This window comes from Amycolatopsis ruanii (assembly GCF_003385175.1).
GTDB lineage: Bacteria > Actinomycetota > Actinomycetes > Mycobacteriales > Pseudonocardiaceae > Amycolatopsis_E > Amycolatopsis_E thermalba.
Genome location: NZ_PQHY01000008.1, coordinates 1 through 24,884 on the forward strand (window position 1 = coordinate 1; position 24,884 = coordinate 24,884).

A 24,884-nucleotide genomic window follows, 5' to 3' on the forward strand; every position below is an offset into this window, starting at 1 on the left:
GACGAAGCCCCACCAACGACCGCCGCCCCACCAACGACCGCCGCCCCGCCGACGACCGCCGCTCCGCCGAGCTTCGCTCGGATTTGGCCTCCGTCCGGTGAACCGAGCTCCTCCAGCAAGTCCAGCGCCGCCTGCCAGGCGCGCCTCGCGGCGGCGCCGTCGCCCCGGGTCAGGTGGGCGTCGCCCAGGCGGTTCAGTGTTCGGCTTTCGTAGTAGCGGCTTCCGTGGCGCCGGTAGAGCCCCACGGCGACCTCGTAGCAGCGCACCGCCTCGTCCAGGTTTCCCAGCGACTGCTGCGCGTACCCGACGCTGTCCCACGCATTGGCCTCCCCCACCAGGTTTCCCAGCTCGGCCTGCACCGCGATCGACTCCTTGCAGTACGCCAGCGCCTGCTCGTGATCCCCCAAGCGCGCGCAGCTCCAGCCCATGTTGTTCAGCGCGCTGGCCGCCCCGGACCGGTTCCCCGCCGCCTGGAACAGCTCCAGCGCCCGCCGCGCGTGGTGGAACTCCTCGGCGTAGTCCCCGAGCCGATCGCAAACCCACGTCAGCCCTTGCCGCACATCCGCCTGGTACCCGAGATCCCCCAGCTCCTCGAACAGATCCAGCGCCCGGTCCAGCTGCTCCCGCGCCTCCACGTCCCGGCCGAGCGCCGTCAGGATCACCGCCAGCCCCCGATGACTGTGCGCCAGCGCCACCGGGTCCCCGAGCCGCGTGGCCGCCTCCAGCGCCACCTGGTACGTCCGCGGCTCCCCCAGCCAGTGCCTGCCCTGCCGCACGAACGTGTGGCTCAACGCGCACGCCAGCTGCCACGCATGCGTGTCGAACCCGGTCGCCGCCGCCCGGTCGATCGCCGCCAGCAGCACCGGGTGCTCGGCCGCGAACCAGGCCCCCGCGTCGTCGGGCGGATCGGCCACCACGTCCGGCGCCGGCGGGTCCAGCACCAGCGGCTCGCGTTGCGGGCTCAACCCCGCCGCGCCCGCGTGCGCCGTGTGCACGTAGTGGTCGAGCATCCGCCGCACCGCCGCGGTCCGCTCCGCCTCCGAGTCCTCCTCGTGCGTCAGCTCGATCGCGTACGCGCGCAGCAGATCGTGGAACGCGTACCGCCCGGGCGCGCGCTCGGTGACCAGGTGCGCCCGCGACAGCTCGGCCAGCAGCGGCTTCACCCGCGGCACCCCGAGGAGGCTCGCCGCGGCCGCGACCGTCACGTGCGGCCCGGGGTGCAGCCCCAGGAACCGGAACAACCGCGCCGCCTCCGGGCTGATCGCGTGGTACGACCACGAGAACACCGCCCGCACGTCGGACGTCGCGTCATCGCCCTCGAACGCGTCCAGCCCGCCGCGCGCGGCGCGGCGATCGCCGGCCAGCTCCGCCAGCGTGAACCCCGGGTTCGTCGCGGCCCGCGCGGCGACGATCGCCAGCGCCAGCGGCAGCCGCGCGCACAGCGTGTTGATCGCCGCGACCGCCTCCGGCTCCGCCGCGACCCGGTCCGCACCCAGCCGCCGCGCGAGCAGCTCGCGGGCATCCGCGTCGGACAGCAGATCCAGGCTCACCGGCGCGGCGCCCTCCACCGCGACCAGGCTGGACAACTGGTTCCGGCTCGTCACCAGCGTGAAGCTGCCGGGCGCGCCGGGCAGCAGCGGGCGCACCTGGCCGGCGTCGCGCGCGTTGTCCAGCACCACCAGCACCCGCTTGTCCGCCAGGAGACTGCGGTACAGGCTGACCTGCGCCTCGACGCTCACCGGGATCCGTTGCGCCGGAACGGCGAGCGCGTCGAGGAACCGCCGCACCGCCTCCGCCGCGCTCATCGCGCACGCACCGGGATCGAAGCCGCGCAGGTTGACGTACAGCTGCCCGTCCGGGAACCGCTCCCGCACGCGGTGCGCCCAGTGCACCGCGAAAGCCGACTTGCCGACACCCGCGCCGCCGCTGACCACCGCCACCGACACCGACGGCCGCCCGCCGCTGCCGTCCAGCGGCAGCAGCGCGTCCAGCCGCGCCAGGTCGCGCATCCGCCCCGCGAACTGCGGCACGTCACCGGGCAGCTGCCGCGGCACCGGCCCCTCCTCGGGTTCGTCGCGCAGCAGCCGCACCTGGGTGTCCCGCAGCAACGGCCCCGGCTCGACGCCGAGTTCCTCGATGAGCCGGGACCGGACCGCGGTGTAGACCTCCAGCGCCTCGGGCGTCCGCCCGCACTTGTGCAGCGCCAGCATCAGCAGGGCCTGCAGGCGCTCCCGGAACGGGTTGGCCTCGGCCTCCTGCCGCAGCTCGGTGACCACCGCGCGGTGCCGCCCGGCGGCGAGTTCGGCGTCGAAGTAGTCCTCCAGCGCGCTCAGCCGCTTCTCGGCCAGCGCCGGGCCTTCCCGGTCCAGCAGCGATTGCGTGACCCCGCCCAGCGCCGGTCCCTGCCACAGGTCGAGGGCCGCGCGCAGCCGGCGGGCCGCCTCACCGACGCGGCCGGCGTCGAGGTCGTCCCGCGCCCTGGCGACGGCGTCGTCGAACTCGTGCAGGTCCAGCTCCCCCGGCCCGACCTCGATCACGTACCCCGGCGCGCGCCGGCTGATCACGTCGGCGCCGATCAGCTTGCGCAGCTCGGAGACGTACACCTGCACCTGTCCACGCACCGTCGCCGGCGGCGCGGCACCCCAGACCAGGGAGAACAGCTGCTCGTCGGGCACCACGCGCCCGGCGGCGAGCAGCACCGCCGCGAGCACCGACCGCTGCTTCGGCCCGCCCAGCCGCACCGGCCCGTCCGGTCCCGATACCTCGATCGGGCCCAGCAGCCGGTACCGCACCGGGCGGGACGGGGTCTCGGGCACAGCTCGTCATCACCTTTCCGCACGCGGGCCACCGCCCGGGTCATGGCTGCAAACAACCAGAAGACGCACCCGGACCGCTAGGAACCACCACCATCGGATGACAGGTCCGTCGCGATCAGGTCGGTGATCTCCAGCACCGCCTGTCCGGACAGGACCATCTCCGTCTCGGCGCCCGGGTTGACGCACAGGACGTGGCGCTCGTCCGGCCACCGGATGAACACGTTGAACAGCAGGTCGGTCGTGTAGTGCTGGTCCTTGCCCGCGACCTCCTCCAGCATGGCCACCGAGGAGAACACGGTGATCACCGGGATCTCGTCGGTGCCGGCGAGCCGCCACGGCAGCGGCGGGATGCCCGGAAGGTCGTTGGCCGGCACCGGTCCCGTGGTCGGGACCACCACCTCCCCGCTCACCAGCGCCCGCATGTACGCTTCCTCGTTCCGCTCCGCCAGCGCCGCGGCCAGCGCGTGTTCCAGAGCGTTGGACGGTGGCAGGTCGGTGCGCGGTTCCCGGTCGCCGGCGAATTCCGCGAGCGACAGCAACGGGACGAGACGGCGCACCTCGTCGCGGACGACGTCGCGCAGCTCCGACACCGGCGCGGTCGCCTGCCGTCCCTCGGCCAGTTCGGGCACCACGGCCGGGGGCAGGACCGCGGTGATGGGCAGGCCCGGATCGATGATGAACCGGGCCTCCTCCGCCGCCCCGGCGGTCAGCTCGGCGAACGTCGCCGTGGTGTGGCCGCGGGCGTCGGGTCCGAGGAACCGCCCGAGCACGGCGGGCGAGGTGAAGACCAGGATGTCGTGCTCGCTCAGGCCGAGTTGACGTGTCACCTCTTCTCGTTCGGGGGTGCCGGGATCGGGGAGCACCGGCACGTAGAAGGTCGCGTCCAGCACCAGCCGCGCGTAGCGCTGGGGGTCCCCCTCCTCGATCGCCGCCATCAGCGCGTGCTCGAGGTCATTGCCCGGCTGCCAGGAAGGTTCCACGCGTGCTTGCCTCTCTGGGGTACCTTTTGTCCTGCAAACCCTAGTCGGCCGAACCACGGAAGCCATGCCACGCACCCTCTTCGTCGCCCCTGACCAGCGCGGCGCCCTGCCCACCATCCGCGACGCGCTCGAGGCGGCCGACGACGGTGCGGTGATCTCGATCGCGCCCGGGGACTACCCCGAGCCGATCTCGATCAACCGGCAGCACGTGACCCTGTCGGCGCGCGAGGCGGGCAGCGTGACCATCAGCTCGCCGTTCCCGGACCAGCCGGTCGTGTCGCTGACCGACGCCCGGGTCGAGCTGATCGGGCTGAAGTTCGCCTCCGAGGAGCACTCCTCGGTCCGGGTGCGCGGCGGCGAGGTGAAGATCGTCGACTGCACCGCCACCGCGGGGTTCGCGCCGGGCATCGACGTCGCCGGCGCCGACCGCATCGAGGTCCGCAACACCCACGTGACGGGCGCGCAGTACGGGATCGTCGTCGAGGAGTCCGACGGGGTGATCGACCGCTGCGAGATCCGCGAGATCGCCGACGACGGCGTCATCCTGCGGCTCGGCGCGCGGGTGAAGGTGCAGCACACGACGATCGCCGGGTGCGGGTTCCGCGGGGTGTACATGTACCAGGCCGGCGACTCCGGCCTGGACCGCTGCGACATCTCGCAGACGGGCGACGCCGGGGTCGCGGTGGCGGACCAGAGTTCGCCCACGATCAGCACCTGCTGGGTGCACGACACGCAGGGCGCCGGGATCAGCGTCGGCCGCGGCTGCGGTGGCGTGATCGAGGACTGCCGCGTGGAGAACACCGCCGTGCCGGGCATCCACCTCGCCGACGGCGCGCGCACGGAGATCCGCGAAGGCGACCCGTCGCGCGGCAAGGTCCCGGTCGGCGCGGTCGCGACCACCGGCAACCACCAGGACCTGGAGACCGTCGACAAGCTGCTCGGCGAGCTCGACGGCATGATCGGCCTGGCGAGCGTCAAGGCCGAGGTGCGCGGCCTGATCGACGAGATCCAGGTCAACGAGTGGCGCCGCAGCGAGGGGCTGTCCGTCGGCACGGTGAGCAACCACCTGGTGTTCGCCGGCGCGCCCGGTACCGGTAAGACCACCGTCGCGCGCATCTACGGCCAGCTGCTCAAGGCGCTGGGGATCCTGCCAAACGGGCGGTTCAAGGAAGTCTCGCGGCGGGATCTGGTGGGCCAGTACATCGGTCACACGGCGGAGAAGGCGGCGTCGGCGTTCGACGAGGCACGCGGTGGCGTGCTGTTCATCGACGAGGCCTACACGCTGTCCCGCTCCAGCGGCAGTGGCGCGGACTTCGGCCAGGAGGCCATCGACACGCTGGTGAAGCTGATGGAGGACCACCGGGACGAGGTCGCGGTGATCGTGGCGGGGTACACCGGCGAGATGGGCGAGTTCCTCGACGCCAACCCGGGTCTGGCGTCCCGGTTCGGCAAGACGCTGGAGTTCGAGAACTACAGCCCCGAGGAACTGGTGTCGATCAGCCTGCACATGGCCCGCAACGACGACTACCTGCTCGGCGAGGACCTCGACGTGGCGCTGCTGGAGTGGTTCGCGCAGATGGAGCGGGACCAGAACTTCGGCAACGCGCGTGAGGCGCGCAAGCTGCTGGAGCGGATGCGCAAGGCCCAGTCGACGCGGCTGCGCTCGCTGGGCCACCGCCCCACCCGCGACGACCTGCGGACCCTCACGCTGGACGACCTGCGCGAGGCGGTCCGCGGCACGGGCTGACCGGGCAGCTGCCGCTCACGAGCGGGTCGCCGGCGGCCCCGGCCGCGCGGGCACGCCAGGTTTTCCCTCCTGATCGGACAGTCGAGCGGCCCGTGGTCACGTCGTCAGCCCGGTTTGCCGGAACCACCACGCCGCGCCGAGCGTCCAGGCGAGGACGAAGAGCGTGAAGGTCGCCCCGCCGGCGAGCGGCAGGACGAGCCGGGGCAGCCGTTTGCCGCGTAGCGCGAGCATCTTCGTGGTGAACGCCCCGTAGAACAGGCATCCGGCGAGCGAGTGCATCAGCGTGCGTGGCGTGGTGGCGTCGAACCCGAAGCCGTAGAGGCAGTAGAACGCGACCGGGAGGCCGGCCAGGAACGCGGCGGTGCCGGTGATCCGGTGCAGCAGGTGCGCCCACCGCGGTGCCGGTCGCCGGCCCGGCAGCTTCTGGTAGATCGACAGCGCGGTGACGAGCTGGGCGAGCACCTGCACGAGCACCGCGCCGGCCAGCCACGCCTTGAACGTTTGCACACTGGAGAAGCCCCACGTGGGCAGGCTGCGGGGTTCGCCGAGTGCGGCGCCGAGCAGGCCGAGGGTGAGGGAAACGGCCGCTCCGGCGAACAGCACTGCCACCAGCACCACGGCCGGTGTGCGGGACTGCCGGCTCCGCGGTGGTGTTGGGCCGGTGTTCATGGGATCTCCCGAGTGAGGTGTCAAGACCGGCCGGCCGGTCGGGTGACCGAGCCGGCCGGCCTTGGCCGACGGGACTAGCTGAGCTTCTTGTTCTCGGCGATGCCACCGGCGAGGGTGGCCGCGGTCATCGGCATGTGCTCGGCCGCGGTGCGCAGCTTGGCGAAGGCCTGGCCGTCACCGGCCACCACGGAGTCGATGGCGTCGAAGAGGCTCTGCACGTGGGGTTGCAGTTCCTGGGCGACGGCGCCGGCCGGCAGTTCCGGCACCACGGAATTGATGAGCTGCCCGAACGAGGTCCGGTAGCCGTCGAGATCGGTCTTGGCCTTGTCCACCTTGGCCTGATCGTCGGTCGCCTTGCCCAGGGTGTAGTCGACGAAGAAACCGATGTGCTGACGCCACGACTCCAGGAACGGCTGCTCGGCATCGGGATACGCCGAACCGACGGCCTTGGACAGCGCCACCGAGTTCGCATCCAGGGCCTCGACCGCGGCCTTCACCGTCGCGTCGTTCATGTCGCCGCCCTTGGACACCGCAGTCGTGACGGCGATCCCGGCGGCGTAGACGTGTTCGGTCAGCAGGTACGTCAGGCCGGAACGCAACTCCGCCGCGGCAGTCGTCGTGGCGGCCTTACCGGTGGCCGCGGTGGCCGCAGGCGCCGATGTCGGCGACGGTGGCGAAGGCGGCGGCGCCTGGGACTCTTCGCCCGAGCTGCACCCGGCGAGCACGAGCAGTCCCGCAGCGAGTAGTGCCGCCCCCCTGGGGAGTGGGTGTTTCATGATCTTACCCTTCCGTTGTTCCGGGTTGTGCTGCTGTCAAGGGGTGACGGTGACTTCACCGTTCATTCCTTTGTGGATCGAGCAGTAGTAGGTGTAGGTGCCGGGCTTGCCGAAGGTGAACGACACCTCCTCGTCCTTGGTCAGCGGCATGTCGATCAACCCATCGGGGTTTTCCGACGTGCGGAGGTTGTTGCCGCCGACGCTGAAGGTGCCGGTGGTGACGGTGTGCCCGAGCTGGTCGCTGACCTTCCACACCACGGTGGTTCCGGCTTTGACCGTGAGCTTCTCCGGGTCGAACTTCAGCAGCTTGGTCATCACCGTCGACCCGGGTGCCGGCTCGGCCTGCCCGGGTGCGGCCGGGGACGCGGGCGGCGCCGGGGATTCCGATCCTCCGCCGCACCCGGACAGGGCGAGGATCACCACCGGCACCACTGCGATCAACACTGTGCGCATTTCTCTTCTCTTTCCTGTTCGACGCAGTCAGGCGGCGCGGCCGGATCGGCGCTTGGCGAGCACGAGGAGTGCTGCGGCACCGGCCACCGCCACCACTTCGGCCACGGCGGTCAGCGTCTTGTCCGGGTACCAGACCGGCTCGTACATGTTCGGTATCGGACCGAGTTCGCCCACATCGACGTAGCGGTACAGCAAAACCGGCACCAGGGCGCCGGCCGCGACCAGGAGCGCGAACGCGGGGGCCCAGACGCGGTTGACCAGCAGCACCAGCAACCCGGCTACCACGGCGAGTACGGCGGTGACGCGGAACAACGTGCCCTGGCTGATCACGTCGGCGACGGTGTCGTATGTGGACGCCAGGTCGAAGTGCACGTACGCGTCCATCGCCAGCGCCGCCGCGGTGATCAGTCGCAGCGCGACGGTGAGAATTCTTCGGCCGGGCGCCGCATCCACCGGCGATGCTCTCAGTTTCACGATGCCTCCCGGGTGAGCGCGGTTCCACCGGGGGCTGGAGCGGTACGGATGATTCGACGCAGTCCCGCGTGCGGGATTGCGGCTATACCGATTCGTGACAATCCGGGCGCCGGCGCCGGGCGCCCTCACCCAGGCAAGCCGACAACGATATCAAGCGCCCCCTCAGCTCGGTAACACGAATTTAGTCGCCCAAAGGCTTGACGGCTTCGGTATCAGAACCTTCAATGGGGCAACGCTTCTCCTCACCTCACGGAGGCCGCGCATGACCGAAGGACATTCCCCAGGGCTTCGCGCCAACGCACTCGGCGCGGCGGACACCGCGATGATGGCCGTGGCCGGCAGCGCCCCCGCCTATTCGATCGCCGCCACCACCGCGACTCTCGTCGCGGCCGCGGGCCTCGCCAGCCCGGCCGCGCTGTTGTACTGCGGCATCCCGATGCTCGGTATCGCCTGGGCGTTCAGCTACCTCGGCCGGGCCGAGGTCAACGCGGGGGCGAGCTACGCGTGGGTCGGCCGGGCCCTGCACCCGGCACTCGGGTTCCTGTCCGGGTGGGCACTGGTGGTGTCGGCGACCTTGTTCATGGTCGCCGGGTCGCTGCCGGCCGGCGCGCTGACGCTGTCGCTGTTCAACCCGGACCTCGCCGGCAACACCGCGCTGGTCACGGTGGTCGGCGCGGGGTGGTTCCTCGTGATGGCGATCGTGGTGCTGCTCGGCGCCCACGTCACGGCCCGCGTCCAGTGGATCATGACCGGGGTCGAGGTGGCGATCCTGGCCGGCTTCGTCGTCGCCGGTTTCGCCAGGGCGCCGCAGATCGCGGTGCAGTCCTTCTCCTGGTCCTGGCTGGGCTTCGGCCACTTCGACGGGTTCGGCGGGTTCGCCGCCGCGGCGCTGGTCGCCGCGTTCTACTACTGGGGCTGGGACGTCAGCGCGAACCTCAACGAGGAGACGAAATCCGCGCGGCGCGCCGCCGGCGCCGGGGGTATCACCGGCGTGCTCGTGGTGCTCGGCCTGTTCCTGGCGTTCACGGTGATGGTGAACATGCTGCTGTCCGCGGACACCATCGCCGCCGACAGCGGCAACCTGCTCGACGTGCTGGGGCAGGCGATCTGGCCGGGGGCCGGCGGCAAGATCCTGTCGCTGGCGGTGATGCTGTCCACGATCGCCACGCTGGAGACGACGCTGGTCCAGGTCACGCGCACGATGTTCGCGATGGGCCGGGACCGCACCCTGCCCGCCGCGCTCGGGCGGACGCATCCGAAGTGGCGCACCCCCTGGCTGGCCACGGTGATCGTCGCCGCCGTGGCGCTGGCGCTGTTCGTGCTGTCCAACTTCCTCGGCTCGGTCGGGACCATCCTGACCGCCGCGATCAGCGCGATCGGCCTGCAGATCGCCTTCTACTACGGGCTGGCCGGGCTCGCGGTGGTGATCACGTATCGCCGCGAGCTGCTCAAGTCCGTCCGGAACCTGGTGTTCGTCGGGCTGTGGCCGCTGCTCGGCGCGGCGTTCCTGCTGTGGATCTTCATCCAGGCGGTGCTCACCAACGACGCCGAGGTGAACGCGATCGGGCTCGGCGCGCTGGCGCTGGGCCTGGTGCCGATGACGATCGCCTGGGTGCGGCGCTCGCCGTACTTCACGCGGCACCGCGAGCCCGTCGCGGACCCGGCTCCGGTGGCGGTGCCGGCCGACACGTAAGCCCCGGTTGTTGCCGCGCTCCGGCGGCGCGGCGATGATGCGGCCGTGCGCAAGAACTCAACCACGCCCGAGCCGTCCGTCGCCGCGCCGCTGGACGACGTGTCGAAGAAGATCATCGAGCAGCTGCAGGAGGACGGCCGGCGACCCTACGGGGCCATCGGCAAGGCGGTCGGGCTGTCCGAGGCCGCGGTGCGGCAGCGGGTCGCGCGGCTGACCCAGAGCGGGGTCGTCCAGATCGTCGCGGTCACCGATCCCATGCAGGTGGGGCTGTTCCGGCAGGCGATGATCATGCTCAAGGTCGACGGCCCGCTGGAGCCGGTCGCCGACGCGCTCGCCGAGCTCGACCACATCGACTACGTGGTGATCTGCGCCGGCAAGTACGACCTGCTGTGCGAGGCGGTGTGCCCCGACGACGACCGGCTGCTCGACCTGCTCTCCAACCGGATCCGGACCATCCCCGGGGTGCGTGACATCGAGACGCTGACCTACCTCAAGCTACGGAAACAGTCGTATCAGTGGGGTACACGGTAGTTTTTAGTTGCCTCCAGGGTCTTGATGTGCGATAAACGTAGGGGAAGGTACAGCCCGAAGCCCTGCGAGGACACTCATGACCCCGACCGCCGCACGCGACCACCTCTGGCTCCACTTCAGCCGGCTGTCCGCCTACGACAAGGACGAGGTCCCGCTGATCGTCCGCGGCGAGGGGGCCTACATCTGGGACGACCGCGGCCGCCGCTACCTCGACGGGCTCGCCGGGCTCTTCGCGGTGCAGGCCGGCCACGGCCGGCGTGAACTGGCCGAGGCGGCGGCCAAGCAGGCCGCGGAGCTGGCCTACTTCCCGCTGTGGTCCTACGTCCACCCGACCGCCGTCGAGCTGGCCGAACGGCTCGCCGGCGAGGCGCCGGGCGAGTTGAACCGCGTGTTCTTCACCGTCAGCGGCGGCGAGTCCGTCGAGACCGCGTGGAAGCTGGCCAAGCAGTACTTCAAGCTCACCGGGAAACCCGGCAAGCACAAGGTGATCAGCCGCCACCTCGCCTACCACGGCACGTCCCAGGGCGCCCTGTCCATCACCGGGATCCCCGGCGCGAAGCAGGACTTCGAGCCCCTCGTGCCCAGTGGGTTGCGGGTGCCGAACACGAACTTCTACCGCGCGCCGGAGCACGCCGACGACTACCAGGCCTACGGGCGGTGGGCGGCCGACCAGATCGCGCAGGCGATCGAGTTCGAGGGACCGGACACGGTGGCCGCGGTGTTCCTGGAGCCGGTGCAGAACACCGGCGGGTGTTTCCCGCCGCCTCCCGGCTACTTCGAGCGGGTCCGGGAGATCTGCGACACCTACGACGTGCTGCTGGTGTCGGACGAGGTGATCTGCGCGTTCGGCCGGCTCGGGCACGCCTTCGGCGCGCAGCGATACGGCTACCAGCCGGACATCATCACCACCGCCAAGGGACTGACCTCCGGGTACGCGCCGCTGGGGGCCGTGCTGATCAGCGACCGGCTGGCCGAGCCGTTCCGCCACGGCGACACGACGTTCATGCACGGCTCGACCTACGGCGGGCACCCGGTGTCCTGCGCGGTCGCGCTGGCCAACCTGGACCTCTTCGAGCGCGACGGTCTCTACGAGCACGTGCGCGCGAACGAGCAGGCGTTCAAGTCCACCTTGGACAAGCTCCGCGATCTCCCGATCGTCGGCGACGTGCGGGGCGCCGGCTTCTTCTACGGCATCGAACTGGTCAAGGACAAGGCGACCAAGGAGACCTTCACCGCCGAGGAGAGCGAACGGGTCCTGCGTGGCTACCTGTCGACGGCGCTGTTCGAGGGCGGCCTCTACTGCCGGGCCGACGACCGCGGCGAGCCCGTCGTGCAGGTGTCACCGCCGCTGATCTGCGGGCAGCAGCAGTTCGACGAGATCGAGCAGATCCTGCGGACCGCCTTCACCGAGGCGTGGTCGCGGCTCTGACCCATCCGGCCGGACCGGGTGGCCCGCGGAGGCCACCCGGTCCGGCCGGAAACCCCTCAACCTTCGGCAGCCGCCCCTCGCGGTTCACGAATCGAACCCGACCCCCAGCCGGTCCAAGGTGCGCAACCACAGGTTTCGCTGCCCGCCGCCCCGGTCCGCCCGGCCCAGCGACCACCGGGTCAACTGGATCCCGGCGTAGCGGAACGGCTCCGGCGGGAACGGCACCGGCTTCCGGCGCACCATCTCCAGCGACGTCAGCTCCAGGTCACGGCCGTAGAGCAAGCCCAGCATCACCTGTGCCCCGAACCGCGTGGCTCCGACGCCGAGCCCGGTGTACCCGGCCGAGTAGGCGACCCGGCCGCCACAAGCCCTGCCGAAGAACGGGCTGAACCGCGTGCAGGTGTCGATCACCCCGCCCCAGGTGTGCGTGAACCGGATCCCCGCCAGCTGGGGAAAGGTGACGAAGAAGTTCCGGGCGAGCTGGCGGCGGGTCCGGTCGCGCTGCTCCAGATCGGGCGCGATCCGGCTGCCGTAGTGGTAGATCGCGTCGTAGCCGCCCCAGAGGATCCGGTCGTCCGCGGTGAGCCGGTAGTAGTGGAACTGGTTTCCCGCGTCGCTCATCCCCTGCCGCCTGGCCCAGCCGATCGCGGCGAGCCGGTCCGCCGTCAGGGGTTCGGTGACCAGCGCGTGGTCGTACACCGGAGCCAGGTACCAGCGCAGGCGCTTCAGCAGCGGCCCGAACACGCCCGCGCACAACGCCACCTTCCCGGCACGCAGCACCCCGGTCGCGGTCACGATCCGCATGCCGGCCCCGTCCCGCTCGATCCGGTCGGCCCTGGTGCCCTCGTGGATGCGCACCCCGAGGGCCTGGCACGCGTTCTGCAGCCCCCGCGCCAGCCGGGCGGGGTCGACCAGCGCCACCCCGTCCGGGTCCGCCAGTCCCGCGAGGTAGGTGGGTGAGTCGACCTCGGCCCGCACCTCGTCCCGGTCCAGCAGGCGCAACTCGGTGCCGTGCCGCGCGGCGAGCGCCCGGGTTCCGGCGAGTTCGTCGACCTGCCAGGGCTGGGTCGCCACCGTCAGCTCGCCGGTGCGCTGCCAGTCGCAGTCGATGGCGTACCGGTGCACCGCGGACTCGATCGCGTCGAGGTTGGCCCGCCCCAGCTGCTCCAGCCGCTCGATCTCGGCCGGGAACCGCTGGACGCCGTTGGCGAGACCGTGGGTGAGGCTGGCGGCGCAGAACCCGCCGTTGCGCCCGGACGCCGCCCAGCCGATCTGGTGCGCTTCGAGCAGGACGACGTCGATCCCCGGGTCGCGTTCCTTCGCCAGCAGGGCCGTCCACAGGCCCGCGTACCCACCGCCGATGACGACGAGGTCACAGCGATCGGTCCCGAGCAGTGGTTCGCTGGGCGGGCGCCGCCAGTCCGGCTGGTCGAGCCAGAACGGCAGTTCCCGCGCGTCGCGCAGGGCGGAGTCAGCGTTCATCGTGCACGAGCCGCCCGTCGATGTAGGTGCGGGCCACCCTCGCGGCGCCGATCTCGCCGACCGGCCCGTCGAAGGGGTCCCGGTCGAGGACCACGAGGTCGGCGGGCCTGCCGACGGCGATCGTGCCCGTGTCCACACGAGACACCCACGCCGAACCCGCGGTGTAGGCGGCGAGCGCCACGGGCAGCGGCAACGCCTGGTGCGCGCCGAGCGGCGGCGTCCCGGCCGGCGCGTCGTAGCCGACGCGGTTCACCGCGACGTGCACCGCGGCCAGCGGATCGGGCGAGCTCACCGGCCAGTCGCTGCCCATCGCCAGCGTCGCGCCGCCGCGGAACAGATCACCGAACGGGTACTGCCGGGCCGCGCGCTCGTCGCCGAGGAACGGGATGGTCAGCTCGTCCATCTGCGGCTCGTGCGTCGCCCACAACGCCTGCAGGTTCGCGGTCGCACCGAGCCGCCGGAACCGCGGGACGTCGTCGGGGTGCACCACCTGCAGGTGCGCGAGCTGGTGCCGCCGGCCGGACGATCCGTTGGCGGCACGGGCCGCCGCGATGGCGTCCAGCGCGTCGCGCACCGCGCGGTCCCCGAGGGCGTGGAAGTGCACCTGGAAGCCGGCCGCGTCGAGCGCGATCGTCACCGCCTTCGCCAGCTCCGCGTCGAGGAAGCTCAGCCCGCGGTTGCCGGTGGGGTGCCCGCACCGGTCCAGGTAGGGCTCCAGCATGGCGGCGGTGAACGTCTCCGCGACCCCGTCCAGCATCACCTTCACGGTGCCGACGTCGTACCGGCCGCCGAGCCGGGCGGTCTCCTCGCGCAGCTTCACCAGTGCGGCGACCTGGTCGGCGACGCCGTCGGGCGGGCACGCGCGGTCCCACCACAACGCACCCGTCACCCGGGCCGTCAAAGTGCCCTCCCGCTGCGCCCGCAGATAGGCCGCATGGACCGACGCGCCCGGACCGTCCACTTCGACCAGTGCGTCCTGCCAGCCGACGACGCCGAGCGAGTGCAGGTGGCGCTGGGCCTCCCGCAGCCCCGCGTCGAAGTCGGCCTGCGCCGGGGCGGGCACCAGCCGTTCGACGAGCGCCATCGCGCCCTCGTGCAGCGTGCCGGTGGGCAGGCCGTGCTCGTCCCGCTCGATCCGGCCGTCGGCGGGGTCCGGCGTGTCCGCGGAGATGCCCGCCAGTTCCAGTGCCGGGGTGTTCACCCAGGCCGAGTGGTGGTCGCGGTTGGGCAGGAAGACCGGCCGGTCCGGCACCGTCCGGTCGAGGACCGCCGCGGTCGGGCAGCCGCGCGGGAACGCGCTCATCGACCAGCCGCCGCCGAGGATCCACGCCCGATCGGGATGAGCCGCCGCGTAGCCGCCGATGGCGGCCAGGTACTCGTCCGCGGTCGCCAGCCCGCTCAGGTCGCACCGCAGCCGCTCCAGCCCGCCCATCACCGGGTGGACGTGCGCGTCGACGAAACCCGGCAGCAGCAGCCGGCCGTGGAGATCGACCACGTCGCCGGCCCGGATCGAGGCGACCTCCGCATCCCCGCCCACCGCGACGATCACGCCGTCCCGCACGGCGACCGCGCTGGCCACCGATCGCGCCGCGTCCGCGCAGAAGACAGCGCCGTTCCGGAAGACCGTCGTGCTCATGAGCCGGTCCCCCGGTGGACGGTGAGGCTGAGCGCGGCACCGGACGGGCCGCCGAGCGTGATCGACTGCGTCGTCACCGACGCCGTGGTCTGGGCCCAGCGGTTGCCCTCCTGGCCCCAGAACGGCACGAACTCGGGCGCGTCGCTGCCGGCGATCGCCAGGCCCAGCGCGTGCCCGGCGGGCAGCCGGTAGCCGGCGTGCCCCAGGTCGACCTCGACATCCCGGTCGTACCCGGCGGCGAGCACGGTGACCTGGCCGCGCGCGATCAGGTGCGCCGAGCCGTCGGGTGCCACGTCGAACAGCTTCGCGAACAGGTCCAGCTCCGGGCCGTCGGCGCGGACCTGGGCCCGCAACGACACCGGACCCACGAGGTCCAGGGGCTCCGCCAGCGGCGGCCCGCCGAACACCAGCACGTCGGGCCGGTCCAGGTTGCCCCGCTGATCGGGGTGGAACAGCAGGTACGCGAAGGGATCGGGAGCCAGTGACGGCACCGGGCCGGTGGGATCGTGCTTCCAGGTCGCCTCCACGCCCGCGGCCGGGCGATCGGGACCCAGGACGCCACCAGGCGCCTTCCCGCGCGCCGCGGTGGCGTCCGACGGGTAGAGGGTGATCGTCGTGGTCTCCGGCGGCGGCCAGGTTTCGCTCACCCGGAACGACGGATCGGCGTTGGCGAGCTGCCAGCGCACCCGCGGGATGTCGGCCGGCTTTCCGGCACCGCGCAGGAAGACGTCGAAGAACTCGACCGCCGGGCCGAGGTACCGCGGCAGCGTCGCGCGTCGCTCCTCCGGCGTCGGCCGCGCGCCGCCGCCGAGCCAGGGCCGGTCGAAGTGCGAGTTGCTCTCGTGGTCGATGGCCTCGATCAGCAGGTACTCGTTGATCGCCCAGTGCGGGCGCCGCTGGATCTCCCGGTGGTCCTGCCACTGCCAAGGCGCGCAGTTGTCCCACCAGCCGATCGTCATCAGCACCGGGACGGCCGGGGCGTCGAACGGGCTGCCGTGGCGGAACCGGCGCAGCCGCACCGGGTTCGGGTACCACACGTCGTAGGACGCCGACCGGCTGCCGACCTGGGCGAAGAACTTCTCCACGGTGTCGTGGTAGGGCAACGTGGTCCAGTCCATCTGCCACATCAGCATGTCCTGGTCGTGGAACATGGTGAGCGGGTACATCCGGTGCACGCCCATCTCCACCTCGCGGGTGTGCGTGCCCGGGATGGGCGCGGCCAGTTCACCGAGCCGGGTGCCGGTGACCCGTGGGGCGATCGCCCGCAGCGCGGGGTGCGCGGTGGACACGGCCGCCCACTGGGTGAAGCCGTAGTAGGAGTCGCCCCACATGCCCACGATTCCATTGGACCACGGCTGCTTGGTGATCCAGTCGATCGTGTCGTAGCCGTCGTCGGCCTCGTTGACGAACAGCAGCCGCTCGCCCTCGGAGCGGAACTTGCCGCGCACGTCCTGGACCACCATGCGGTAGCCGAACCGCAGGAAGTACTCGGCCACCTCGGGCAGCGCGGTGTACCCGCCGTTCTTGTCGTAGGGCAGCCGGGTCAGGATCACCGGGCCCGGCGTGGTGTCGCCGCCGGGGAGGTAGACGTCGGTGGCGAGCCGGACCCCGTCGCGCATGGGCACCATCACCTCGGTGGCCAGGGGGCTGCGCTCGGCCGGGCCGATGCGTTCGATGTGCATGTTCAGTCCAATGCGAAGAAGCGGATGCGAACCTGGTCGATGGCTTCGGCGCGGGCCATGCCGACGAACACCGTCGAGTTGAGCCACGCGTGAGCCGGGGCGTCCGTCCGGAACACCGGGAAGGTGCGGTAGTAGTACTCGGCCTCGCTGACGTCCTCACCGGCCCGGAGCCGCTTTTCGACGTCGGGCCCGGCGCGGTACCAGCCGCGGTTGTGGATGTCGATGGTGCCGCCGTCGTCGGCCCGCAGCAGGTACCGCGCGTCGAGTTCGGTTTCCTTGCCCTTGCCGCGGGTGGTCGACCAGTCGCCGCCGTAGGGGAGCACCACGCCGGTCAGCCGCGGCCCGGACACGGTCCCGCCCGTGATGGGCGTGAACATCACCTCTTCCTCGGATGCCCGCCCGACCCACAGCGGCTCGGCGATGTCGACGCGTGCCTCGAAAGCGAACTGCAACGTCGGCTCGATCAACGGCATGGTGGCAACTCCTCTGGTGGGGACGAACGAAAAACGGGTCACGCCGGCCGCAGGGTGGGCCGCCAGCCGGGGCGCGGAACGGAGTCGAGCAGGCGGCGGGTGTAGGGGTCCCGGGGTGCGTCGAGAACGGTGGCGGCGGGGCCGTGCTCGACGATCGCGCCGTGGTGCATGACCGCGACCTCGTCGGCGATCTGCCGCACCACGCCGAGGTCGTGCGAAATGAACAGCAACGCCACGCCGGTCTGCTCGCGGGCGTCGGCGAGCAGGTTGAGGATCTGCGCCTGGATCGACACGTCGAGCGCGGCGACCGCCTCGTCCAGGATCAGCAGCCGGGGTTCGCTGGCCAGCGCCCGCGCGATCGCGACGCGCTGGCGTTGGCCGCCGGAGAGCAGCCGCGGGCGGGCCCGGGCGTGGTCGGCGGTCAGCCCGACGAGGTCGAGCAGGGCGGCCACCCGGGCGCTCCGCTCGTCGCCGGTCAGGTCGAAGTGCAGCCGGAGGCTCTCCTCGAGGCAGCCGCCGACCGTCTGCCGGCGGTCCAGTGACTGGTAGGGGTCCTGGAACACCATCTGCACGATCCGGGCGCGGCGGCGGCGTTCCCGGGTGCCCGGCCGCCCGGTGTGCCACGCGTCCCCGTCCACGGCCACGGTGCCCGCGGTGGCGCGCTCCAACCCCGCGATGATCCGGGCGCAGGTGGACTTGCCGGACCCCGACTCGCCGACGATCGCCAGGCAGGTCCGGGGCTGCACGGCGAAGCTGACGTCGTCGACGGCCACCAGCTCGCCGCGGCGCGGGCCCGGATAGACCTTGCGCAGGTTCCGCACGTCGAGGAGGGGGACGCTCATACCGGGGCTCCCACCTGCGCGTGGTGGCAGGCGACGACGCTGTCCCCCACGGTCCGCGACGCCGGATCGTCCTGCCGGCACCGCTCCGTCGCGAGTGGACAGCGGGGTGCGAAGGCGCAGCCGCCCGGCACCTCCCACGCCGCGGACGGGCGACCCGGGACGGTCGCCAGCCGCGCACGCCGCTCCCCCGTCGTGGGCCGCGCGGACAGCAGGGCCCGGGTGTAGGGGTGGGTGGCGCGGGCGTGGAGGTCGCCGGTGGCCGCGGTCTCCACGATCCGGCCCGCGTACATGACGGCGGTCCGGTCGCAGACGGCGGCGGCCAGATCCAGGTCGTGCGTGATGAACAGCAGGGCCAGGTCGCGCTGGCGCCGCTGCTGGTCGAGGATCGCCATGACCTCCTCCTGCGTGGTCACGTCCAGCGCGGTCGTCGGCTCGTCGGCGAGGATCAGCCGCGGCTCGATCGCCAGCGCGGCCGCGATCATCACCCGCTGCAGCAGTCCGCCGGACAGCTCGTACGGATGCTGGCGCAGGCGCCGGTCCGCGTCCGGGATCCACACGTCGGTGAGCAGCTGCCGGGCCCGCCGCAGCGCGTCCCTGCGGCGGACGCCCCGGGTGAGCACGAGACCCTCGCAGAGGAAGTCGCCGACCGTGCGCACCGGGTTGATGTGCGCCCGCGGGTCCTGGAAGATCATCGCGATCGAGTGGCTGCGCATCCGCCGCAGACCGGCCGGGGTCAGGCCGGTGACCGAGTCGCCGTCGAACGTGATCTCACCACTGGTCTCGGCGTTGCCGGGCAGCAGCCGGATGATGGACCGGGCGGTCATCGACTTGCCCGAGCCGGACTCGCCGACCAGGCCCACCGCCTCCCCGGCCCGGATGTCGAAGCTCACGCCCCGGATGATCGGCCGGACGTCCGTCGTGGACCGCCGGATCGACACCCGCAGGTCGGAGACCCGCAGCAACGGCGCTGTCATGATGACTCACCAATCTCGTAGTGGACCGCCAGCCGCTCCCCCACGAGGTTCACGGCCACCACGGCGACGACGATGACGATCGCGGCGTACAGGGACTGCTCCGGGTGCCCGCCGAGGATCGCGGACTTGCCGTTGGCGACCATGACGCCCCAGCTCGGGTCCGGCGGCTGCGGGCCGAGCCCGAGGAACGAGATCGCGGCCAGGTCGAGCATCGCGTAGCCGAACCCGACGGTGGCCTGCACCAGCAGCAACGGCATCAGGTTGGGCACCAGGTGCCGGACGCAGATCGCCAGGCCGGACACGCCCTGCAGGTGCAGCGCCTCGATGTAGGGCAGGTTCCGCTCGCGCAGCGCGGCCGAGCGCATGACCCGCGCGGTGACCGGCAGGAACGCGAGGGACAGCGCGATCACCGGAGCGAGGAACCCGGCACCGAAGATCGCCGCGGCCAGGATCGCCAGCACCACGCCGGGGAAGGCGAACAGCACGTCGAACACCCGGGACAGGACCGCGTCCAGCCACCCGCGGCGCCATGCGGACAACACCCCCAGGATCGTCCCCAGCGTCGCCGCGATGACCGTCACCAGCAACGGCCCGAGCAGGCTCAGCCGCGAACCGTGGATGAGCCGGGACAGCAGGTCCCGCCCGGTGTCGTCGGTGCCGAGCGGGTGCGCCGCCGACGGTGGCGCGAACACGTTGCTCGCGTCCACGGCGTTCGGGTCGTGCGGCGCGATCCACGGCGCCAGCACGGCGGCGGCGACGAGCAGCAGGCACACCGCGGCCGCCACCGTCCCGATCGGACCGACCGCCGCGACCGACCGGAGCCGGCCGAAGCCACGGCGGCGCGGGACGCCGGCCGCCGGGACGGCCTCGGCCGCCAGCAGAGGGGTTTCGGGCATCCCGGTCACACCCCCGTCCGCAGCAGGCGCCGGTCCAGCACCGCGCTCACCAGGTCGACGACCGTGTTCACCACGACGAACGCGGCCACCATGAGCAGGGCGATGTCCTGCACGACGACGAAGTCCTGCTTCTGCGCGGCGAGCACCAGCAGCGACCCGATGCCGCTGACACCGAAGGCCTGCTCGACCACGACCGTCCCGGCGATCAGCCCGGCGACGGTGAGTCCCGAGACGGTCAGCACCGGCGCCGCCGCGTTGCGCAGCACGTGCCTGCGCACGATCGACGGCATCCGGACCCCACGGCTGCGAGCGGTCTCCACGTGCTCCCCGTGCAGCTCCGACGACAGCGCCGACCGGATCACCCGGCTCACGTAGGCGATGTAGGACGCGGTCAGCGCCAGCGCGGGCAGGGTCAGGTGCTCGATCCGGTCGCCGAAACCCGTCCCCGACCCGAACACCGGCAGCCAGTTCAGCTTGGTGGCGAACAACCAGATCAACACGATCGCCGCGACGAACGTCGGCACCGCCATCAGCAGGCTGGTGGTCGTCGTGATGACGGTGTTGACCGCCTTCCCGGCGAGCGCGCCGGCGATGCCGGTGGCCAGACCGAAGAAGATGATCAGCAGTGCCGCGTACCCGACGAGGAACAGCGTGTTCGTCAGCCGGGCGGAGATCAGGTTCGACACCTGGTCGCCGAACGACATCGACTTGCCCAGATCCCACTGGAACACGCCGGACAGCCAATGCCAGTACCGGGCCCAGAACGGGTCGTCGAGGTGGTACTCCGCGCGGATCGCGGCCAGCGTTTCCGGGCTGGGGTTGCGGCCACCCGCCAGCAGTGCGGCGGGGTCGCCGGGGCTGAGGTGGAGCGCGCCGTAGATGATCAGGCTGGCGGCCAGCAGGGTCACCACCAGCGCGCCCAGGCGCCGGGCGACGAACCGGCCGATCTGGGCGCCCATCAGGCTTTCCCGACGGCCGCGGCCCAGGCCGAGCCGATGTAGGCGAACGACGCGGGCGCGCCGGTGATGGTGTTGCTCATATACAGCCGCTCGTGCAGCTGGGCCAGGCTGATCTGCAGCCGCGCCGGGGCGAAGACCTTCTGCGCGGCCACGAACTTCTCCGCCGCCACCTGCGGGTCGGCGGCCTGCTGCCCCTCGGTCATCAGCCTCTCGACCTCGGCGTCGCGCCAGCCCGTCCAGTTGAACACGCCGCCGGGGAGGACGAACCCGGGCGAGTAGTAGTAGACCCCCGGCACCTCGATGTAGCCCTGCGCGATCACCAGGTCGACGGTCTGGCGCTTGGCCGGGTCGTAGAACAGCTCGCTGAACTCGGTGGGTTGCATCTGCCGGATGTCCAGGGTGAGGCCGATCTGCTTCGCCGCGGCCTGGACGATCGTCGCGGTCTGCAGGCCGGTCTGGTCGCCGGACGGGATGGCCAGCGTCAGGGGTTCCGCGGCGGGCGCGGCCTCCCTGATGAGCGCCTGCGCCCGGGCGAGGTCGGGCTTGGAGGTGTCGGGCAGGGCGGCGTAGCCGGCGTCGAACACCGGCTTGGCCGGGTCGCCCGCCCACGACAGCGGCGGCGTGAACGTCTTCAGCGGCGCGCCGGCGCCGTGCAGCACGTTGCCGATCAGGCTGGTCTTGTCGATCGCCAAGTCCAGCGCCTCCCGCACCCGCGGGTCGGCGGCCGGGCCGGTGGTGGTCGCCGGGCAGATGCTCAGCGACTGGGTCGACGGTCCGAAGTAGAGCTTCCCGCCGGGCGAGCCGCGCAGGGTGTCGAGGCTGCCGATGGGCGCCTCGTAGGTCCCGTCGATCTGACCGGCGACCAGCGCGGTGGTCAGGGTGCTGTCGTCGGTGAAGAAGACGAAGTCGAACTCCTTCGCCTTCGCCTTGGTCCCCCAGTACTCGTCGTTGCGGGTCACCACGACGCGCTCGCCAGGGACCCAGCGGCCGAACCGGAACGGCCCCGTGCACATCACGCCGACGCTGGGGGTGCCGTAGCCGTCCCCGGCTCTCTCCACAAAGGACTTTTCGCTGACCGCGCTCACCGAACCGGCCATGCTGTCCAGGAACTGCTCGTCGGGTCTGGTGAAGGTGACGGTCACCTGCATCGGCCCGCTCTGGACGATGTCGGCGACGTGCTTGAAGACGTCGGCGTGGGCGGGCCGGTTTCCCGGGTCGAGGTTGCGCCGCAGGCTGTGCACGACGTCCGCCGCGGTGAGCGGGTTGCCGTTCCAGAACTTCACGCCCGGCCGGATGGTGAACACCAGAGTCGTGGGGTCCGGCCGCGTCACGCTCTCGGCCAGACCCGGTTCGACGGAGAAGTCCGGGGTGAGCCGCATCAGCGGCTCGCACAGGTTGCTCACCACCGTGTTGGGCGAGTAATCCCCGGCCTTCACCGGATCCACCGTCGCCGGCTCGCCCATCGGCAGGGCCCAGGAGACCTTGTCGATCTCGCCGGCGGCGGGCGGGGTCGAGACCACGAGGTCGGCGGGGGTGACGGACCCGCTCGTGCCACCGCCTCCGCAGCCCGTGGTGACCGCGAGGGCGCCGGCCGACACGAGCACCGCGGCACGACGGATCCGGCGGCGCGAAAGATGCTTTCTGGTCACGGGAATCTCCCTCCGAGGCGGTGCCCGGGTCCACGTCGATCCGGTCGCCCTCGGTCGAGGATGAGTGGCATCATTCTGTGCCCCCGGCCATAGTTAGTCAATACCGACTAACAAAAACTCGTCCAGCGCTCCGGACGCGCCACGGCGGCCGGATATCCTCTACCGTGCAGACGAGGGACCGGGAAGGGAGAGCACGGTGGGCCGGAGCAGTCTCGCCGCCGAACGCAAGGAGCAGATCCTGAGCGCGTTCGCCCGCTGCGTCGCGCGGTCGGGGTTCGCCCGCACGTCACTGGAGGACGTGGCGGCGGAATCCGGGCTGGCACGCGGGCACGTGCGGCACTACCTGGGCAACCGGCACGACCAGGTGGCCGCGCTCGCCGAGTGGATCAACGCGCCCGGACGGGAGGCCTTCGACCGGGTGCGCGGGATCGACGACGACCGGAAACGGGCCGACGGCGTGCTGGACTACCTGTTCCACCCGGGGTTCTACGGACCCAGCGACGAGCTGGCCGTCTTCCTGGCGCTGTTCGAGGAAGCCCGCCGCACGGAGGACCTGCGCAAGAAGTTCGTGGACGAGTACCACGACATCCTCGACACGCTGACCGGCGCGCTGATGGGCGGCCACGCCCTGCCCAAACGCGAGGCGAGCGACATCGCGTACCTGATGCTGTGCGCGGCGGTCGGCAACGCGCACCTGTCGGAGACCGGCGTCAGCCCGGTCCGGGCGCGGCGGGTGGGCGGGCTGTGCCGCCGGGTGTTGCGCATGCTGCTGCCCGCGAACGGGAAGTCCGCCGCGGGCAGCTGAGGGGTCGTAACAGAATGATCTTGGTGTGTTTTGATGTCTCCCGCTGTCGATCTTGTGGTGGGAGGCCAAGCTGAACGCGGCCGGACTGATCGACTGGTCCCGCGCCGCGATCGACGACTCGCATGTCCGGGCGCTAAAAGGAGACCGAAAACCGGGACGAGCCCGGTCGATCGAGCCCGCACCGGCTCAAGAAACACTCAATCCGTTAGGACCTCTGAGGGGAGCGAGCGCCTGAGGGGTCAGCCGATCGCGCTCATGACGTGCTTGACGCGCGTGTAGTCCTCCAGGCCGTACATCGACAGGTCCTTGCCGTAGCCGGAGTGCTTGAACCCGCCGTGCGGCATCTCGGCCACGATCGGGATGTGGGTGTTGATCCACACGCAACCGAAGTCCAGCCGCTTGGCCATCCGCATCGCGCGGCCGTGGTCCCGGGTCCACACCGACGACGCCAGCCCGTAGCGGACGGAGTTGGCGTGCCGGATCGCCTCCTGCTCGTCGCCGACCCGCTGGACCGTGATGACCGGGCCGAACACCTCGTCGGTGACGATCTCGTCGCCCTGCCGCAGCCCGGCCACCACCGTCGGGGCGTGGAAGAACCCGGCGTCGCCGACGCGCGACCCTCCACTGTGGACGCGGGCGTGATCCGGGAGCCGGTCGAGGAACCCGGCGACCTTGTCCAGCTGCGCCTGGCTGTTCAGCGGCCCGTACGCGACGTCGGGGTCGTCGGGGCGCCCGGTGCGGGTGGCCTTGGCCTGCTCGGTCAGCGCGGCCAGGAACTCGTCGTGCACCGCGTCGTGCACCAGCACGCGGGTGGCCGCCGTGCAGTCCTGGCCCGCGTTGAAGAACCCGGCGGCGGCGATCCCCTCGGCCGCGGCCGGGATGTCGGCGTCGTCGAACACCACGACCGGCGCCTTGCCGCCCAGCTCCAGGTGAACCCGCTTCAGGCCGGCCGCGGCGGCGCCGGCGACCTCCATGCCCGCCCGCTCCGAGCCGGTGACCGACACCATCGCCGGGGCCGGGTGCGCGACCAGCGCGCGGCCGGTGTCGCGGTCCCCGCACACGACGTTGAGCACGCCGGGCGGCAGGAACTCGGCGGCGAGCTCGGCCAGCAGCACCGTGCTGCCCGGCGTCGTCTCCGCGGGCTTGAGCACGACGGTGTTGCCCGCCGCGAGCGCCGGGGCGATCTTCCACACCGCCATCATCAGCGGGTAGTTCCACGGGGTGACCTGAGCGCACACGCCCACCGGCTCCCGCCGGACGAACGAGGTGTGGCCCGCCAGGTACTCGGCGGCGGCCTTGCCCTCCAGGACCCGGGCGGCGCCGGCGAAGAAGCGGATCTGGTCGACCGCGGGCGGCAGCTCCTCGTCGCGGGTGAGCGCGAGCGGTTTGCCCGTGTCGGCCGATTCGCACCGGACGAACTCGTCCGCGCGCTGCTCCAGCGCGTCGGCGATCCGCAGCAGCGCGCGTTGCCGCTCCGCCGGGGTGGTCTCCGACCAGGTCTCGAAGGCCCTCGCGGCGGCGTCGAACGCGGCGTCCACGTCGGCGGGCCCGGACAGCGCGGACGTGGCGTGGACGGCGCCGGTCACCGGGTCGACCAGGTCCAGGGTCCGACCGTCAGCGGCGTCGACCGCCTTGCCGTCGACGAAGTTGCGGATGTGCTGCGTGTCCATGTGACGCATGGAACACCACTAATTCAGCGGAGTCAACGCCTTTCGGCAACTAAATTCGTTGCGGTGGGCTGGGACCTCGAGCCGACCGAGATCGAAGACGAGTGGCCGCGGCGACGGCCGCGAGGGTGTGGTCGGCACGGACTTCGTGCCCGGGCAGACCAGCGGCTGGGGGTCAGAACGCGCATCGGCGGTCACCCGCCCAGCGGTACCCCGACCTGCCCGAGCATGAGCTGGTGAGCGAGCCCGGC

The 24,884-nt window shown here is 71.7% G+C and carries 21 protein-coding genes; 5 read left to right on the forward strand and 16 right to left on the reverse strand.

Annotation, left to right across the window (positions count from 1 at the left end):
• Both D0D28_RS06205 and D0D28_RS06210 read right to left on the reverse strand, forming a co-directional pair.
• A partial coding sequence (locus tag D0D28_RS06205; protein ID WP_240323107.1) for an AfsR/SARP family transcriptional regulator occupies positions 1-2,816 on the reverse strand: 2,816 nt, incomplete at its 3' end.
• A gap of 77 nt (positions 2,817-2,893) precedes the next feature.
• Positions 2,894-3,796, reverse strand: a complete 903-nt coding sequence (locus D0D28_RS06210) for an SseB family protein (RefSeq protein WP_158224412.1) — start codon at positions 3,794-3,796, stop codon at positions 2,894-2,896.
• A 64-nt stretch (positions 3,797-3,860) separates the two neighbouring features.
• On the opposite strand from D0D28_RS06210, the gene D0D28_RS06215 reads away from it, so the two are divergent.
• Positions 3,861-5,543, forward strand: a complete 1,683-nt coding sequence (locus D0D28_RS06215; RefSeq protein WP_116110029.1) for a right-handed parallel beta-helix repeat-containing protein — start codon at positions 3,861-3,863, stop codon at positions 5,541-5,543.
• A gap of 96 nt (positions 5,544-5,639) precedes the next feature.
• On the opposite strand, the gene D0D28_RS06220 is transcribed toward D0D28_RS06215, so the two are convergent.
• The 4 genes from D0D28_RS06220 to D0D28_RS06235 form a co-directional block, all read right to left on the reverse strand.
• Positions 5,640-6,158 carry a DUF6529 family protein gene (locus D0D28_RS06220; RefSeq protein WP_240323108.1) on the reverse strand — a complete coding sequence of 173 codons (519 nt, stop codon included), beginning with the start codon at positions 6,156-6,158 and terminating at the stop codon, positions 5,640-5,642.
• Between the two features lie 128 nt (positions 6,159-6,286).
• Positions 6,287-6,988, reverse strand: a complete 702-nt coding sequence (locus D0D28_RS06225; RefSeq protein ID WP_116110031.1) for a hypothetical protein — start codon at positions 6,986-6,988, stop codon at positions 6,287-6,289.
• Positions 6,989-7,024: 36 nt separating this feature from the next.
• The gene (locus D0D28_RS06230) at positions 7,025-7,441 is read right to left on the reverse strand and encodes a cupredoxin domain-containing protein (RefSeq protein WP_116110032.1); all 417 of its coding nucleotides are present in this window, start codon (positions 7,439-7,441) and stop codon (positions 7,025-7,027) included.
• A 27-nt stretch (positions 7,442-7,468) separates the two neighbouring features.
• Complete coding sequence (locus D0D28_RS06235; protein WP_198958185.1) at positions 7,469-7,915, reverse strand: hypothetical protein; 447 nt, start codon at positions 7,913-7,915, stop codon at positions 7,469-7,471.
• A 262-nt stretch (positions 7,916-8,177) separates the two neighbouring features.
• On the opposite strand from D0D28_RS06235, the gene D0D28_RS06240 reads away from it, so the two are divergent.
• The 3 genes from D0D28_RS06240 to D0D28_RS06250 all read left to right on the forward strand — a co-directional run bounded on the left by D0D28_RS06240 (position 8,178) and on the right by D0D28_RS06250 (position 11,568).
• Entirely contained in the window at positions 8,178-9,608 is a 1,431-nt protein-coding gene (locus D0D28_RS06240) for an APC family permease (protein WP_116110033.1), read from the forward strand.
• Positions 9,609-9,653: 45 nt separating this feature from the next.
• Positions 9,654-10,139 carry an Lrp/AsnC family transcriptional regulator gene (locus tag D0D28_RS06245; protein WP_094004934.1) on the forward strand — a complete coding sequence of 162 codons (486 nt, stop codon included), beginning with the start codon at positions 9,654-9,656 and terminating at the stop codon, positions 10,137-10,139.
• Positions 10,140-10,215: 76 nt separating this feature from the next.
• Positions 10,216-11,568: an aspartate aminotransferase family protein gene (locus D0D28_RS06250; RefSeq protein ID WP_094004933.1), complete on the forward strand. Its 1,353-nt coding sequence runs from the start codon at positions 10,216-10,218 to the stop codon at positions 11,566-11,568.
• An 84-nt stretch (positions 11,569-11,652) separates the two neighbouring features.
• Here the strand turns inward: D0D28_RS06250 and D0D28_RS06255 are convergent, their stop codons facing one another.
• Genes D0D28_RS06255 through D0D28_RS06295 form a run of 9 tightly spaced genes read right to left on the reverse strand, consistent with a single transcriptional unit; the run spans position 11,653 to position 22,161 of the window.
• Entirely contained in the window at positions 11,653-13,050 is a 1,398-nt protein-coding gene (locus D0D28_RS06255) for an NAD(P)/FAD-dependent oxidoreductase (RefSeq protein ID WP_116110034.1), read from the reverse strand.
• Positions 13,040-14,686, reverse strand: a complete 1,647-nt coding sequence (locus tag D0D28_RS06260; protein ID WP_094004931.1) for an amidohydrolase — start codon at positions 14,684-14,686, stop codon at positions 13,040-13,042. Before D0D28_RS06260 ends, D0D28_RS06255 begins: the two co-directional genes overlap by 11 nt.
• Positions 14,683-16,368, reverse strand: coding sequence for a CocE/NonD family hydrolase (locus tag D0D28_RS06265; protein WP_116110035.1), 1,686 nt, complete (start codon positions 16,366-16,368; stop codon positions 14,683-14,685). Before D0D28_RS06265 ends, D0D28_RS06260 begins: the two co-directional genes overlap by 4 nt.
• A gap of 2 nt (positions 16,369-16,370) precedes the next feature.
• Positions 16,371-16,841 carry a DUF3237 domain-containing protein gene (locus D0D28_RS06270; RefSeq protein WP_094004929.1) on the reverse strand — a complete coding sequence of 157 codons (471 nt, stop codon included), beginning with the start codon at positions 16,839-16,841 and terminating at the stop codon, positions 16,371-16,373.
• 38 nt (positions 16,842-16,879) lie between these two features.
• Positions 16,880-17,683, reverse strand: coding sequence for an ABC transporter ATP-binding protein (locus tag D0D28_RS06275; protein WP_116110036.1), 804 nt, complete (start codon positions 17,681-17,683; stop codon positions 16,880-16,882).
• The gene (locus D0D28_RS06280; protein WP_094004927.1) at positions 17,680-18,657 is read right to left on the reverse strand and encodes an ABC transporter ATP-binding protein; all 978 of its coding nucleotides are present in this window, start codon (positions 18,655-18,657) and stop codon (positions 17,680-17,682) included. The genes D0D28_RS06275 and D0D28_RS06280 overlap by 4 nt, the downstream gene beginning before the upstream one ends.
• Positions 18,654-19,553, reverse strand: coding sequence for an ABC transporter permease (locus D0D28_RS06285; protein WP_094005001.1), 900 nt, complete (start codon positions 19,551-19,553; stop codon positions 18,654-18,656). The genes D0D28_RS06280 and D0D28_RS06285 overlap by 4 nt, the downstream gene beginning before the upstream one ends.
• Before the next feature lie 5 nt (positions 19,554-19,558).
• Positions 19,559-20,512 carry an ABC transporter permease gene (locus tag D0D28_RS06290; RefSeq protein ID WP_116110037.1) on the reverse strand — a complete coding sequence of 318 codons (954 nt, stop codon included), beginning with the start codon at positions 20,510-20,512 and terminating at the stop codon, positions 19,559-19,561.
• Positions 20,512-22,161: an ABC transporter substrate-binding protein gene (locus D0D28_RS06295; RefSeq protein WP_162830991.1), complete on the reverse strand. Its 1,650-nt coding sequence runs from the start codon at positions 22,159-22,161 to the stop codon at positions 20,512-20,514. The genes D0D28_RS06290 and D0D28_RS06295 overlap by 1 nt, the downstream gene beginning before the upstream one ends.
• A 196-nt stretch (positions 22,162-22,357) precedes the next feature.
• On the opposite strand from D0D28_RS06295, the gene D0D28_RS06300 reads away from it, so the two are divergent.
• On the forward strand, positions 22,358-22,966 hold the full coding sequence (locus tag D0D28_RS06300) for a TetR/AcrR family transcriptional regulator (protein WP_094004924.1): 609 nt from the start codon (positions 22,358-22,360) through the stop codon (positions 22,964-22,966).
• A 239-nt stretch (positions 22,967-23,205) separates the two neighbouring features.
• On the opposite strand, the gene D0D28_RS06305 is transcribed toward D0D28_RS06300, so the two are convergent.
• The gene (locus D0D28_RS06305; RefSeq protein ID WP_116110039.1) at positions 23,206-24,636 is read right to left on the reverse strand and encodes a gamma-aminobutyraldehyde dehydrogenase; all 1,431 of its coding nucleotides are present in this window, start codon (positions 24,634-24,636) and stop codon (positions 23,206-23,208) included.
• Between the last annotated feature and the right edge of the window lie 248 nt (positions 24,637-24,884).

Bases quoted from the DNA above. Each gene is read 5' to 3' on its own strand.
- D0D28_RS06265 (WP_116110035.1), bottom strand. From the start codon at position 16,368: ATGCACATCGAACGCATCGGCCCGGCCGAGCGCAGCCCCCTGGCCACC.
- D0D28_RS06270 (WP_094004929.1), bottom strand. From the start codon at position 16,841: ATGCCGTTGATCGAGCCGACGTTGCAGTTCGCTTTCGAGGCACGCGTC.
- D0D28_RS06285 (WP_094005001.1), bottom strand. From the start codon at position 19,553: ATGCCCGAAACCCCTCTGCTGGCGGCCGAGGCCGTCCCGGCGGCCGGC.
- D0D28_RS06230 (WP_116110032.1), bottom strand. From the start codon at position 7,441: ATGCGCACAGTGTTGATCGCAGTGGTGCCGGTGGTGATCCTCGCCCTG.
- D0D28_RS06290 (WP_116110037.1), bottom strand. From the start codon at position 20,512: ATGGGCGCCCAGATCGGCCGGTTCGTCGCCCGGCGCCTGGGCGCGCTG.
- D0D28_RS06280 (WP_094004927.1), bottom strand. From the start codon at position 18,657: ATGACAGCGCCGTTGCTGCGGGTCTCCGACCTGCGGGTGTCGATCCGG.
- D0D28_RS06250 (WP_094004933.1), top strand. From the start codon at position 10,216: ATGACCCCGACCGCCGCACGCGACCACCTCTGGCTCCACTTCAGCCGG.
- D0D28_RS06225 (WP_116110031.1), bottom strand. From the start codon at position 6,988: ATGAAACACCCACTCCCCAGGGGGGCGGCACTACTCGCTGCGGGACTG.
- D0D28_RS06215 (WP_116110029.1), top strand. From the start codon at position 3,861: ATGCCACGCACCCTCTTCGTCGCCCCTGACCAGCGCGGCGCCCTGCCC.
- D0D28_RS06255 (WP_116110034.1), bottom strand. From the start codon at position 13,050: ATGAACGCTGACTCCGCCCTGCGCGACGCGCGGGAACTGCCGTTCTGG.
- D0D28_RS06240 (WP_116110033.1), top strand. From the start codon at position 8,178: ATGACCGAAGGACATTCCCCAGGGCTTCGCGCCAACGCACTCGGCGCG.
- D0D28_RS06305 (WP_116110039.1), bottom strand. From the start codon at position 24,636: ATGGACACGCAGCACATCCGCAACTTCGTCGACGGCAAGGCGGTCGAC.
- D0D28_RS06260 (WP_094004931.1), bottom strand. From the start codon at position 14,686: ATGAGCACGACGGTCTTCCGGAACGGCGCTGTCTTCTGCGCGGACGCG.
- D0D28_RS06275 (WP_116110036.1), bottom strand. From the start codon at position 17,683: ATGAGCGTCCCCCTCCTCGACGTGCGGAACCTGCGCAAGGTCTATCCG.